The organism is Marinobacter changyiensis (assembly GCF_009193265.1).
Taxonomy (GTDB): Bacteria; Pseudomonadota; Gammaproteobacteria; order Pseudomonadales; family Oleiphilaceae; genus Marinobacter; species Marinobacter changyiensis.
Window position 1 is genome coordinate 989,958 of the sequence record NZ_VZZZ01000001.1, and the last position, 12,684, is coordinate 1,002,641.

14 protein-coding genes and 1 pseudogene are annotated in these 12,684 nt (G+C 54.4%); 3 read left to right on the forward strand and 12 right to left on the reverse strand.

The window, feature by feature from the left end:
* Positions 1–23 precede the first annotated feature (23 nt).
* From F6Y09_RS04750 to F6Y09_RS04765, 4 genes are all read right to left on the reverse strand, one after another.
* Positions 24–320 carry a DUF2254 family protein gene (locus F6Y09_RS04750; protein ID WP_152205736.1) on the reverse strand — a complete coding sequence of 99 codons (297 nt, stop codon included), beginning with the start codon at positions 318–320 and terminating at the stop codon, positions 24–26.
* Positions 321–391: 71 nt separating this feature from the next.
* The gene (locus F6Y09_RS04755) at positions 392–1,414 is read right to left on the reverse strand and encodes a 1-phosphofructokinase family hexose kinase (protein WP_152205737.1); all 1,023 of its coding nucleotides are present in this window, start codon (positions 1,412–1,414) and stop codon (positions 392–394) included.
* Positions 1,371–2,387, reverse strand: a complete 1,017-nt coding sequence (locus F6Y09_RS04760) for a hypothetical protein (RefSeq protein WP_152205738.1) — start codon at positions 2,385–2,387, stop codon at positions 1,371–1,373. Before F6Y09_RS04760 ends, F6Y09_RS04755 begins: the two co-directional genes overlap by 44 nt.
* Before the next feature lie 189 nt (positions 2,388–2,576).
* Positions 2,577–2,954 (reverse strand): nuclear transport factor 2 family protein, encoded by a 378-nt coding sequence (locus F6Y09_RS04765; RefSeq protein WP_152205739.1) that lies wholly within the window; start codon positions 2,952–2,954, stop codon positions 2,577–2,579.
* Between the two features lie 338 nt (positions 2,955–3,292).
* Between F6Y09_RS04765 and F6Y09_RS04770 the strand changes: the two genes are divergently transcribed.
* Positions 3,293–4,081, forward strand: a complete 789-nt coding sequence (locus F6Y09_RS04770) for a pentapeptide repeat-containing protein (RefSeq protein WP_179959337.1) — start codon at positions 3,293–3,295, stop codon at positions 4,079–4,081.
* 566 nt (positions 4,082–4,647) lie between these two features.
* Here the strand turns inward: F6Y09_RS04770 and F6Y09_RS04775 are convergent.
* The 5 genes and pseudogenes from F6Y09_RS04775 to F6Y09_RS20810 all read right to left on the reverse strand — a co-directional run.
* Complete coding sequence (locus tag F6Y09_RS04775; protein ID WP_152205741.1) at positions 4,648–4,956, reverse strand: YybH family protein; 309 nt, start codon at positions 4,954–4,956, stop codon at positions 4,648–4,650.
* Between the two features lie 218 nt (positions 4,957–5,174).
* Complete coding sequence (locus F6Y09_RS04780; RefSeq protein WP_179959338.1) at positions 5,175–5,894, reverse strand: glutathione S-transferase family protein; 720 nt, start codon at positions 5,892–5,894, stop codon at positions 5,175–5,177.
* Positions 5,895–6,041: 147 nt separating this feature from the next.
* Positions 6,042–6,827, reverse strand: coding sequence for a Stf0 family sulfotransferase (locus F6Y09_RS04785; protein WP_343031069.1), 786 nt, complete (start codon positions 6,825–6,827; stop codon positions 6,042–6,044).
* Between the two features lie 63 nt (positions 6,828–6,890).
* Entirely contained in the window at positions 6,891–7,160 is a 270-nt protein-coding gene (gene brnA, locus F6Y09_RS04790) for a type II toxin-antitoxin system BrnA family antitoxin (protein WP_152205743.1), read from the reverse strand.
* Positions 7,150–7,317, reverse strand: a pseudogene (locus tag F6Y09_RS20810) (BrnT family toxin); the annotation flags it as partial. The gene brnA and the pseudogene F6Y09_RS20810, both read right to left, overlap by 11 nt.
* A 321-nt stretch (positions 7,318–7,638) precedes the next feature.
* Between F6Y09_RS20810 and F6Y09_RS04800 the strand changes: the two are divergent.
* Positions 7,639–8,139: a phage integrase N-terminal SAM-like domain-containing protein gene (locus F6Y09_RS04800; protein WP_152205744.1), complete on the forward strand. Its 501-nt coding sequence runs from the start codon at positions 7,639–7,641 to the stop codon at positions 8,137–8,139.
* A 197-nt stretch (positions 8,140–8,336) separates the two neighbouring features.
* On the opposite strand, the gene F6Y09_RS04805 is transcribed toward F6Y09_RS04800, so the two are convergent.
* The 3 genes from F6Y09_RS04805 to F6Y09_RS04815 all read right to left on the reverse strand — a co-directional run bounded on the left by F6Y09_RS04805 (position 8,337) and on the right by F6Y09_RS04815 (position 11,591).
* Positions 8,337–8,699, reverse strand: a complete 363-nt coding sequence (locus F6Y09_RS04805) for a DUF7352 domain-containing protein (RefSeq protein WP_246180304.1) — start codon at positions 8,697–8,699, stop codon at positions 8,337–8,339.
* 76 nt (positions 8,700–8,775) lie between these two features.
* Complete coding sequence (locus tag F6Y09_RS04810) at positions 8,776–9,693, reverse strand: LysR family transcriptional regulator (protein WP_152205745.1); 918 nt, start codon at positions 9,691–9,693, stop codon at positions 8,776–8,778.
* The gene (locus F6Y09_RS04815; protein WP_152205746.1) at positions 9,690–11,591 is read right to left on the reverse strand and encodes a monovalent cation:proton antiporter-2 (CPA2) family protein; all 1,902 of its coding nucleotides are present in this window, start codon (positions 11,589–11,591) and stop codon (positions 9,690–9,692) included. Before F6Y09_RS04815 ends, F6Y09_RS04810 begins: the two co-directional genes overlap by 4 nt.
* A gap of 330 nt (positions 11,592–11,921) precedes the next feature.
* On the opposite strand from F6Y09_RS04815, the gene F6Y09_RS04820 reads away from it, so the two are divergent.
* A complete protein-coding gene (locus F6Y09_RS04820) occupies positions 11,922–12,638 on the forward strand; it encodes a DUF3047 domain-containing protein (RefSeq protein WP_152205747.1) in 717 nt (238 codons plus the stop codon).
* The last annotated feature ends 46 nt before the right edge of the window (positions 12,639–12,684 follow it).

Consider the following 12,684-nt stretch of genomic DNA (forward strand, 5'->3'; position numbering starts at 1 on the left):
GGGACGAAGCTGTAATCCGGCGACTAGCTCAACAATTGCTTCGCTGATTGAAAGCGCTCTTCCACCACTTGGGGTCGGTCTTGAGCCAAGCGGCACAGGGCCGACCCCAAGTGGTCCAGACAGGTCAGTGCCGTGAATGGATCATTGAGCCCTGGGGAGAGGGCTCGTATTGCAATTTCGATCAGCTGGTTGACCGCAAACTCGATGTCCTGGCCGGGCGCACGCTGGTTGCCCAAGGCGAACGCGGCATTGATGCGATCCATCAGCTGCCCGGTTACCCTGTTTGCTGGCCACACCAGCGCCAGCGGGCGCGTGGCCACGACATAGGAAGTCTGCGTCGGGAGGCTCCGTCAGAACCCGAGGTGCTCCCCCTCCACTCGTATATCCTACGTCATGGGCTTCGTCTGACTTGGACGAAAAGCTCATCAATACGAGTCTGGGCGGGAATCCGGCTCCCCGGCGTGCTGATTGCCGCCGCTGCGCCGGCAACACCGTAGGCCAGTGCGTCTGCTTCAGAGCGGCCCTGATTCAGGCTGTGCACCATCAGCGATACGAAACTGTCACCAGCGCCAACATGGCTCACCACCTCAACCGGAGGGGGGATGGCTTGCAATTGCTGTCCGTCAGCCGTCGCCATGAGGGCCCCCTTGTCGCCCTGGGTGACAACCAACAGTTCCGCAGCGCCTTTTCGCACCAGTTCCGACATCAAAGCCAACTGGCTTTCAGGCTGCCAGTCCCCGGAATATCCCAGCTGGGCCAGTTCCTTGCGGTTGAGCTTTGCCAGGTAGACGCCCGCGCAGAGCGTCGGCCCCAGGGCCCGACCGGATGTATCCAGAATAACCCGGATGGATCGCGTCGAAGCTTCACTGGCAAGCCGGGCATGGAAGTCGTCCGGTGCGCCGGAAGGCAGGCTGCCGCTGAGAACCAGGTAGCGCGTCTTGTTACTGACATGGCGGATGGCGGACTGGCAGGCGCGCCATTCCCGTTCGCTGATCTCCTCACCCGGGAACACAAAATGAAACATGCGACCGGTCGAAGTCTCGGTCAGCGCCAGATTCTGGCGTGTTGGATTATTGACGGGAATGCGCTCATAGGAAATCGATTCGCTGCGCAGCATCGATTCGATCATGTCGCCGCAGGAGCCGCCGCCGGGGAAGACGGCATGAACACGATCGCCCAGGACATGCAGATTACGGGCAACATTGATGCCACCCCCGCCGGGCTCTCGGCCGACTTCGCGACAGCGAGTCTTGGCATCTTCGACCAGGTGGTCGGTGGTGCCGTATAGATCCAACGATGGATTCATCGTCAGGGTCGTGATGATGGTATTGATAACGCCACCTGTCTCAGTGCGCCTGTACGTTCCCCTTCTACTCCCGTGACATGCGCTCAGTGAAGTTATAACTCCGGGCATTGTGCGCAATCAGATCCTGAAGCAGGGCCAGAACAAGGGCCGTTCCGGATTCCACAGCGGTGTTGTGCTGCCCGATCTGTTCGCGTAGCGCTTTGGCGGTGTTGTGGCAGATCAGCGGTGGGCGGTGCACCGGCTGGCTCGCCAGGAAGAGACCGTTACGGACGTCGTAGAGCTCCTTGAAACAGTCTGCCGCCTCAGGAATGGCGCCAAGAACCAACTGACCGCGATTGCGCAGTTGTTCCAGACTCCGGGTTTCACGGCAGTCCAGCAGCACCTCGAGCTGGTACATGACCAGAAGCACGGTTCTGGCGCTGTATTCCTGGCGTTGTTCGGCAACTTTCAAAAGCGTGAAGAGTACCCGATTGATATCCTTGATGGCCGTATCAGCCCTGGCGACACCAGTATGCTCGAGCCAGGTCCAGACCGTCTCCAGTCCGGGGCTACCGAGTTTAGGCCATTCGTTTGACGTGGCAGTTTTTAACGCCCCACGAAAGATCTGGGCATCGAACTGCTGTGCCTCAAATCGGTGTGCACCCTCGCCAGTGAAGCGTGCATCAAGAACCTGGAAGGCACCGGGGTGGATGATATTGGTGGCCATCACCAATTGATGAAGAAAAACCGTAGCAACCTGGTAGCTTTCCAATTCCTCCAGAGCATGCTCCTGGCCGGTTACAGTGATGGCAAGCTCGGCGTCGATGCGGTTACCCGGGTTGTCGATATACGCCCGACGCTGTTCACTGAAACTCTGTGACTGGTCTCTGGCGCTCTCCATGGCGTGCAGCAGGGAGCTGCTGTCCAGGGAAATACTGTACGCCCGGGCGACGCCCTTGATTCCACTCTGGGCCTGGAAGGACCGCTCCCTGAAAAAGGTGCCAATTTGCTGCCACAGCGCAATGATCTGCTCTGTACCTCTGGCATTCGCCGGCGGTAGGGCATTGCCGATATGCAACTTGATGGTTCTTGATGAAGCCATGGTTACTCCTTGAAACAGCGCCCGATTGAAGAGACGCGTCTAAACTCGAGTGTAGCCGAAAACAGTTGCGCATGCTGCCGCTATTGGTGTAGCGGAATTGATCGTGGTCAATACATCTTGCTGAAACGTTTTCCAGCAGGTAGGGCTCCCTATTGGGACCGGACGAATACCCGGAATCCCCCCATTGTTTCAGCCAGCTGAAGGTAGATTGCCTCCCAGCATGTTTTCAACCACTGCCGCGTTATAGAAGGCTTCAACCGTCTGTATTTTATCGTTCCGGACACGAAACCAGACGGCAAGCCGCACATCCCCGATCGGTTCAAAGTTGGTCCGGTAATCCAGGATCGCGAACACGTGCTCCCCGTCGGCACTGAGCTGACGGAGGATCAGGTCTTTCTGAATGGCAACCATACCGAATTGGTAGGCCAGCATGTCATCGGGGCTAAGGAAGCGCATATTCGGCCCCACATATTCGAACCCCTCAGCAGCCAGCAAGGCCTTTGCCTCATCAAGACGCTGGGCATGGATATCAGCAATGTACTGGGCCACGATGTCTTTTGGCTGCATGAATAGACTCCACTTCTGGGATTAGGACGATTTGAATGCCAGGATTCGCGAAGATGCCAAAAAATTGCGAGCCCACTTCACCTGTATACCAAAAAGCGGGCGGTGACACATGAGTTTGTGGGTACTATTTCCTGGAGCGCAGCTTTGCTGCGCTGAAGTGCCGCAATTTGTTATGCATTGCGGGAAGACTCGACGCTATGCCGGAGAACGGATACATGCTATCAATAAGGCATCACTGCAACGCTTGAAGCAGGTAACTAAAGATGATCGTCCTCTGCAAACCCACTCTTGCAAGCTTGCCCGGGTTGAGTAAAGCGACTGGCCGCATTTCGCGGGCTATGGTCATACTAAGCTTGGTGTTCTATTGCACACCAGGGCTTTCACAAAGCTACGAAGGCCCGATGTCCATTGAAGACCGCTTGAAACACCCGAGCTCGACCGCGGTAGAGATGAACGACAGTGCCGTACTCTCACTCCTTGAAAAGACTTCCCCCTCAAAGCCACTCGATCTGTCAGGCAAGAAGCTTTATCGGCTGGCACTACCCGGGGTTGACCTTAAGAAATCCAGTTTCCGCTCCGCCCGGCTGAATCACTCCAACTTTAGCGGAGCAGATCTTTCCGGGGCCGATCTGGGCGGGGCTGAAATGCTCGAATCCGATTTATCCGGTGCCAACCTCCAGGGCGCCAACCTTTTCATGACGCAGCTTCTGAATTCGAACCTGGAAAATGCCGACCTGACCGGCGCACGGGCAGCTGCCAACTTTAATGGCGCCAACATGAGAGGGGCTATTCTGATCGACGCGGATGCCAGCGCCGACATGGGCAACCAGTCCATGGGACTCCAGCGCGGCACATTCCAGAAGACGGACCTTGAGGGCGCGGATCTTTCCCGGGCCAAGTTGAGCCGAGTGGACATGCGATACTCAAACCTCAGGAAGGCCAATTTGAAGGGCGCCGACCTGACCCGCGCGGATTTGAGGGGTGCCGACTTTTCCGGCGCAAACCTCACCAATGCCAACCTGACCGAAGCCAATATTGAACACACGGATTTTACCGGCATGACCGGACTGGATACCGTGGTCGGCCTGGATACCGCCAAGGGCCTGAGGTTTGCGGTATTTGACTAGAAACACGCAATTCGGACACCCACTCCCAAGCCACTGATTAGTAGCGGCCTTTCAGATCGGTGTCCGGATTCTCCGTGATAGAAAAATAAATGTCCTCGCCCCTTACCTGAGCCCAGAGTGTTTTCCATGACCGAATAAAATTTTGCTGATCTGGGAGAAGCTGAAAACTTTCTTCGCTTGATCAGCTCAAGAGCGATATCGACTGCGTGCCCGAACTGTCCCAGTCGTTCCTATATTGAATCTGCGTGGTCCATGGTAACCCGCTATCAAGAATCCGTTTCAGGCGTTTTCCTTCAAAAAAGCTCATCTTCACGAAGACTCCCTAAACAATGTAACGCCCGCAATCACGCGCTTGTCGCGTGGATTGCATTGTTATTCCACCCGTGACCTGCCCAGCCGACCGGTGTAGAACAACATGTCACGCTGGCCGGCTGACAGCGCCTTCATTGCGGAGTCCACGCATCGATAGGCAGCTTCCAGTCAGCACCAGCATTTTTTATAACCAGAACAAATCGATTTTTTTGGGTATTTGATTCTGAATCGGTGATTAGAAGCTCGCCGGTAACCTATGCAAGATCAGAGTCACTTCCCGCATTTTGCATACGTATTTCGACATCCTGCGGTTCTGATGCGACAACGCCTTCCCAAAAACCTCGGATAGCATCTTTTCCGCAAATCTTCGGCGATTTCGGCGCGATGATACAACCATCCTCAATGTAACTGTTGACCAGGTGATCAACATCTTTTGAAAGAATCGCTTTCGCGAATGCCTGATTCTTGGCATCCACCTCACCCAATAACCCATCGGCATTAACTGAAATGGGCAGTACCAGGACAAGAAGTATGGAGAAGATTGCGAAGTAGTTTTTGTGCATCACCTTTCCTCCAGATAGAACCACGTTAGCTGCCTAATAGCTGACCACCATCCATGGATGGATACGCTGCTAACAGATAGCTTCACAGCTGGTGCCGCAAACACACTCATTGGCTCATTGTAGACCACACCGGCGGCACCGGTTCCACCAAACTCAGATGGTACCCGACCACTTATTACACTCCACTAGTGTCCGGTCTGGCTCAGTAGGTTAACGAATTAGCCAGACGGGACACTAGGGCCACCTTTCATCTTCAGCGTGTCGTCCACACGCTCCAAGTACGCAAGAATCGACCCATTCTCCGAAGCAGCATGCTTGAGCGGTGTCTCCAGCGGCGCCCGAACGATGTTGAAAAGGAATGCATAAACAGTCGCATCAAATGAGGTCACCTTGTTACCTACCGCATACTTATGCTGGTCTAGCTGCCAAGCAATCGCAGTAAGATCCGCAGTGCCGGTGGCATACACCTCCGCCAATGGATAGCGACCATAACCCTGCCCTGTAAGGCTTTTCCTAATGCCTTTTCGCGCTGCAGCCGCCACCAAGTGGCGAGCTACGGGCGGCACCATGCCGAAAAACGCGTCCCTGGTCTTCGGCCAGTATCTGTCGTCCATCCAACGTGAAAAGAGGATAGCGAAGTAAAGACTCTCCTCACACGTGCGTCGCAACATGTGACCAGAGGCTAATTGAGCTTCGGAGAGCTGTCCGTCTAGCGGGTCACCGTACGTCTTCTTCAGGTACGTAAGGATGTTGCCACTGTCGGGAACACTGTGTGCCTTATCAATAATGAATGGGAGCTTGCCCCTCGGCCCCTTGAAAGGAAGGGTGCTTTTGGTCTGGTAGGGAAGTTCTGCCAGACGACAGTAAATCTCCACCTTGAGGCAGAACGGGCTTACATTCAAACCCCACCCTGGCGCAAATTGATGTATCTCGATCACGGCATCTCTCCGAGGCGGTGCGGGATAACAATACACCCATGTCTATAAATTATCGGTGTTTTAGAAACTAACGTCTCAAATCACCGGCGGTAAAAAACAGAGCGACGAAGGAGCGGCGCTTTTTACCGTCCGAGTGCATTTTCTTTGTTATGCCTGTATCAACCGTTTAACTTTCCCCTTTATTTTCTCGGCAATACCAATTCCTTTATTACTAAGAAGCTCATCAGCTTTATTGAAATCGGAAATGAACTTCATTGCCCATTCTTTATTTATATATTTACTTTGTTTTTTTGTGGCTTGCTCTTTTGGCATTTCGGTTGATTCGATTTCTATACCAATAAAACTTGCTATTTTTTCTATCGATTGAAAAAGATTATTACGTACATGATCAAAATCCATTTCAATGTAGTTACATCCACTAGCAGCTAAAGTGTACCTCCAAGATGAGTTATTGAGAATGGTTTCCCGAAGACATTTATCGATATGTTCGAAATCATATGTTGGGTTTTCGTTTACAGGTTTTTGACCAGATATCCATACTCCTGTTTGGCGAGCTATTGATAGTGATACGGCCTGTTTCAAAACGTCTTTTCTAGAGAGGAGAACATAATGAGCATTTGGAAATAATCTTACTAAATTATCAAACCCACCAAACTGTTTAATGTGAGGGTAATGAATCTTTATTCCAAATACGCCGTTAGGTGATGTCCTCCGTTGCTGTATTTCAGTCATGATCCCTTGAAAGTCATCTATCCCAAAGCGCCTTTTCCATCTCGCAAAATTCGAAGGATTCGTATACTCTAACGGAAATCCAAAACTACCTGTTTTATATAGCGCATGCCCTAGCATATGGCTTCCGCATCTTCCTGTTGAAGCGATTATTAAAATTTTCGATGGTTTTCTACTTTCGGAAAATCGTGGCTTTCTGAAAATTGATCTTCATACAGATGCATTTTATCTCCCCCTTACTTAATTCTAGAACTGCATAATGCAGAGCTAACGTGCGCCGCTTGCGGCGTCACCATTAAGCGCCTTGTTAGCAGCATCAGCTTCCAGGCGCTCAACCAGCCAGACCTTGATAATCGACTGTCTAGTGACACCTATTCGCGCTGCTTCACGATCCAACGCCTCTACAACCCAGGATGGAAAATCAACGTTGATACGCTTCTGTTCCTGATTCACCCGACGCGCTGTCGAAAGGTCCAGATCGTCAACGACATCCTCTTTATCCGCATCAAACTTTTCGTCGAACTCTTCAACGTTCATAAAGCTCCACCTCTCTCTTGCGAGCCCGCCTGACGGAAATCAGGCGGATTCGCTCTTCTTTATAAGTAACGACAGCAGACCAATGCTTTGCTCCTAACCGGCCAATGATGAGAAAGCGCGCTTCGCCTTCTGTTTTAGCCTGAATTTCCAAAAGATCAGGATCTTGCCAGAGCTAATGGGCCGCCTCGAAGTCAATTCCGTGCTTCGCAAGATTGGCCCTGCTCTTGTTGTCGTCGAACTCTTCCATGAGTATAAATTATCCCTTTTTTACTCATCAGACAAAATTTTTGGAGGGGTGGGTACAGCTGCTAACAGCAATTGGATAGAATGCTTTGCGATTGCAGAAATTTGACCGCTTCATGATTACGGTTTTCCAAGCGCTGACGCTTTATCCATAAATTTATAAAACAACAGCTTAGACCGCCACCCACATCGTTGCCATGCAATCATTGGACATCGGTGATCTGCTCCGCCAATAATGCTGTATGAATATACACATACTGGCAAGGAGCCTTTACAGAGGCAAGGAAAGCAGCCCCGTCTGCGTGATCAGATTCGCGCTGCCATTCGTGTAAATCACTACAACATCCGTACAGAGAAAACCTATTGGTACTGGACCAGCTATTTCATTCGTTTTCACCAGATGAAGCACCCCCGTGATATGGGGCCAACGGAAGTAAATCAATTCTTGACCTGGCTCGCGGTGCATCGCAATGTTGCTCCCGCAACGCAAGCTCAGGCGCTGAACTCTCTTGTGTGTTTATACACCAAAGTGATGGATAAGCCGCTCGGCGAGATCGGTGATGTCACTCGGTCGAAGACGCCTCGTAAGCTAGCGGTGGTGCTGTCCCATGACGAAGCATTTCGCATCATCGATCGGCTCGAAGAGCCCATCAAGCTAATTGCATCACTTATATACGGCTCCGGATTGCGGGTTACAGCGACTTGTCGCTTTCGCCCTGGCGCGCAAATATCCTGACGCCGGGCATTCTCTGGGATGGCAAAGGCTTTTGACATCACCAACACTGAGCACCGATAATCTTGGCAATATCTCTCCATCACCGCCATATATCGTCGGTCCAGAGGGAGTGCGCAGTCCGCTGGGGTAGTCGCCCTGGACTGTTGCCGCGGAGTCAAAACAAAGGGCCCCGCAGGGCCCTCAAAGAACAATCGGGTTCAGGCAGTGCCCACTTGTTGCGAGGTTGGTCTGAACAGCATCGGGCTTACCTGCTGCTGCGGTTCAACCGCTTTGTACGCCGGTGCCTCGGCTACCTCAAAGACGTGGTAGGCCTCGGGGCCAAACGGATCGAGAGCGGTGTCCAGATACTGGTAACTGATGGGTACCGGGTCGCCCGAAAACACCACCACAAATTGCCGCTCTACTACCGGAATGACGACGTTCAGTGGCTGTTCTACCCACAGGTAAACGCCTTTCTGGGAAACGAGGTACTCGCAGCGGACCACGCGGTACCCCTCACGGAGCTTCAGGGTGTTGGGTTCTTTGCCACACTCGAGACGGAACTTGTGAATCGTTTTCATGGCCGGTTCTCCTTCTGTGGAACACGACCTCATCATCCACAATCAATGAATCGAAAAGAACATGGTTTTTTCATGTTTATTGTTCGGTTTTTTCGATCTTATCGTCCAGTTCCGGTCGCTCACGCAGGAGCTCGGTCACTGCGGCGTTATAACTACCCCGAGCCCGTGTCACTCCATACAGGTTGTCCCTCACCTCCCGGATGCTGGCCACATGAACTACCTGGTACTGGCGACAAACTTCATCCCGGATAGCCGTAGGTGCGGCGAAATAACCCAGGCCCTCTCGGCCGAACACTTTGATCAGAGCACTGTCATCAACCTCGGCCACCACGTTCACCCGGACATTCTGGCTGGAAAACCAGTTCATCAGCGCAGTGATGTAAGGTGCATCAAGAGACGTCGCCAAAAACGGTTGGCGATCAAGACTGGCGGGAAAGTCAGCGGATAATTTAGCCGCCAGTTCCGGGGCTGCAAACAGCGACATCGAGGAGCTTGCCAGGCGGTGGGCGCGAAACTGGCTGGCTTCAGCCGAGGCGGGCTCGCGGTCAGTAAGGACAATGTCCAGCTCCCGCTGGCCAAGGCGTTTTAACAGTGCAGAGGTGTCGCCGGTACGGCAGCTCAGCCGTACCTCACGGGGAAGGGACAGGGCAGGCTCCGTCAAATGGAAGGCAATCAACTTGTGAATCGAGGCTGCAATGCCGACTGACAGGTTCAGAGGTCTGTTTGCGGGTGGCTCTCGAAGCACATCCGTCAACGCCTGGGCGGTCTGGAACATCTCGTCCGCGTAACCAAAAACGGTTTGCCCGAAATCGGTCAGTTGCAGGGCCCGGTTGGCGCGTCGGAACAGGGCGTTGCCCAGGGCGGATTCGAAGGTTGCCAACTGACCACTGAGGGTTTGCGGTGTCAGCTCAAGACTCTCTGCCGCTCGAACGATGGAGCCGTCACGGGCAATTACCCAGAAATAATAGAGGTGGCGCAAGTTCAGGTTAATCATCCCGGGGATCGCTCACCGGCTTTCGGAGGTGACCACAGTGGCACGTCCTCGCGGCTTGGAGGCTGCCAATCCTGCTGCATGACGTGCCCCAGGGTATCCTCCAGTTTCATGAACAATTCGCTGTAGCGGGGGCTGAAGCGGATGCCCTCCTCGATGTCTTTCCAGGCGTCGAACAGCTCGTCATCGTGGGCCTTCTCATTGTTGACGAAGGCCCAGGTCATCTGCCGCGATCGCAATGGATGCACCCCAAACGCGGTCAGGGCATGGCCGCCCAGTTCGAGAGCGGAATGGTAGGTTTCGCTGACCACATCATCGGCACCGGCCTGGCGCAGCTCGTAGCCATGGCCACGGTCGAAGGCCCGTGCCAGTACCCAGACACCCGGATAGTGTTGCTTGACGTGATGCACCAGGGCTACGGCCCGGTCCCGGTCGTCAATGGCCACGACCAGCAGGCGCGCGTTGGCGATGCCCGCTGTTTCCAGCAACTCCATTCGGCTGGCATCGCCAAAGTAGCTCTTGATATTGATCCGGCGCAGGTTTTCGATCTGGTCCAGGGCCAGGTCCATGGCCACAATGGGAACCTTGCTGGCCCGCAACAACCGGCACACGATCTGCCCGAAACGCCCCACACCGGCCACGATGACCGGGGCCTGTTCCTCAATCACATCCGCCTCCCGCTGCTCGTTACGGGCATCACGGTATCGTGGCAGAACCAGCCGGTCGTAGGCGATGAACAATAACGGCGTAAGGAACATCGACAGCGCCACCACCAGGGCCAGTACCTGGGCGATATCGGTCGGGATAACCCGGTTCTGCATACTGTAGGTCAGCAGCACAAAGCCGAACTCTCCGGCCTGGGCCAGGCCCAGAGTAAACAGCCAGCCATCCCGACCACGGATCCCGAACAGTTGCGCCAGCAGGAGCAATACTGCCGCTTTGACCACAATCACCGCCAGCCCCAGGGCCAGTACCGTACCCCACTGCGCCGCCAGCACCTCGAAATTTATACCCGCCCCTACGGTAATAAAAAACAGCCCCATCAGCAGACCTTTGAAAGGCTCGATATTGGCCTCCAGTTCATGGCGGAACTCGCTGTTGGCCAGCACCACCCCCGCCAGGAAAGCTCCCAGGGCGGGGGACAGGCTGACCACACTCATCAATGCGGCAATTCCAATCACCAGCATCAGGGCGGTGGCCGTAAACACCTCGCGCATGCCGGACTGCACCACGTATCGGAACAGCGGTCGACTCAGATAATGACCACCAACGATCACCGCCGCTACTGCGCCGACCACCACCAGTGCATGAGCCCAGCCCGGCAGGTTCGCCACCAGGCTGAAACTGCTGTAATTGTCGGCCTCGGCCGCGCTGGTCGCCGCCAGACCGGTTATCATTAACAGGGGGATGACGGCGAGCATGGGAATAACGGCGATATCCTGAAAGAGCAGTACCGAAAAGGCGCCTCGACCGCCCTCTGTCTTGCGGAGTCCTTTTTCATTGAGGGTCTGCAGGACAATGGCGGTGGATGACAGGGAAAAAATCAAACCCACCGCGACTGTGGTTTGCCAGGGCAACCCCAACCACCAGGCGATGGCCATACCGGCGCCAGCGGTCAGCACCACCTGCAGACCACCCAACCCTAGCAAACGGACACGCATGGCCCAGAGGGCTTTCGGGTCCAGTTCCATGCCCACCAGGAACAACATCATGACCACGCCAAATTCGGCGAAATGCTGGATAACCTCGGTTTCCTGGCCCACCAGCCCGGTCACCGGCCCAATCACCACCCCGGCCACCAGATACCCCAGCACCGAGCCAAGTCCATAACGTTTGGCCAACGGTACCGCCACTACCGCTGCGATCAGGTAGATGAACGCCTGGATGAAGTATTCCGTCATTGGTGCGGTTCCGTATCGGTTGGTTCGGTGGGGTGGCCCCATAAGCTTCGCTGTTCCGTCAGATTAGCGAAGGATCAGACTTTCGGAAACCGTTCTCTCCGGAATTCCTGATGGCTACCACTCCAATTGGGCACCGGTCTGGGACTCAATCACTCGGGTTTCGAAAAAGTTCTTCTCCAAGCCCGTGGTTATCGCTGCTTGAAGATTAAACACTGCATCTGGTATCTAACCAAGGATTCGACCACTGTATAGATCTAACAATCGGGCAATAAGGAACTTTTGAGACGGTCCTTGCTCGAATTGGAGATCGCATTCTTCCGGAGACTTTCCATGCAACCAAGTACGGCGGTTCTGGCGCTCGCCCTGTTGGTATCTGCCTCCGCTTCGGCAAACCCAAACCAGTCAATAGCCGCATTCTCGGCTATCGAGTCTCTTGAGGAAGGCTGGGAGCCACTGGAATTCCCCAACATTGATCGCCACAGCCGCTACGAGCTGGTTCAGGATCAAGGCATTCAGGTGGTTGAGGCCCACACCTCCAACAGCGCCTCTGGCCTGATTGCCCGGGTACGGCTGGACCCGCAACAGCGGCCCATTCTGGAGTGGCGCTGGAAGGTCAGCGGGATCTATCAGAAGGGCGATGCCCGCAACAAAGCCGGCGATGACTACCCGGCAAGAATTTATGTGGCGTTTGAGTTTGAGCCCGACAAGGCGGGCTTTTTTGAGCGGGCCAAACGCAAGGCAGTTGAAGCCCTGGCGGGGGAGAAATTACCCGGCAATGCGCTGAATTACATCTGGGCCAACAAACTGCCGGTGGACGCGTTGGTGCCCAACCCGTACACCGAGGCCACTCAGATGATCGCGGTGAATTCCGGCGCGGCTCAGGCCGGCGAGTGGGTGACTGTCTCAAGGGATATTGTGGCAGATTACGAGAAAGCCTTTGGCGAGGCACCACCGACCATTGTCGGCATCGGCATCATGTCGGATTCGGATAACACCGGCGAATCGGCCACCGCCTGGTATGGGGATGTATCGCTGTCCGGTCGCTAATCCAGAGGCAACCCCCGGGCTGGTTGAGGTACACTGAAGAGGTTAT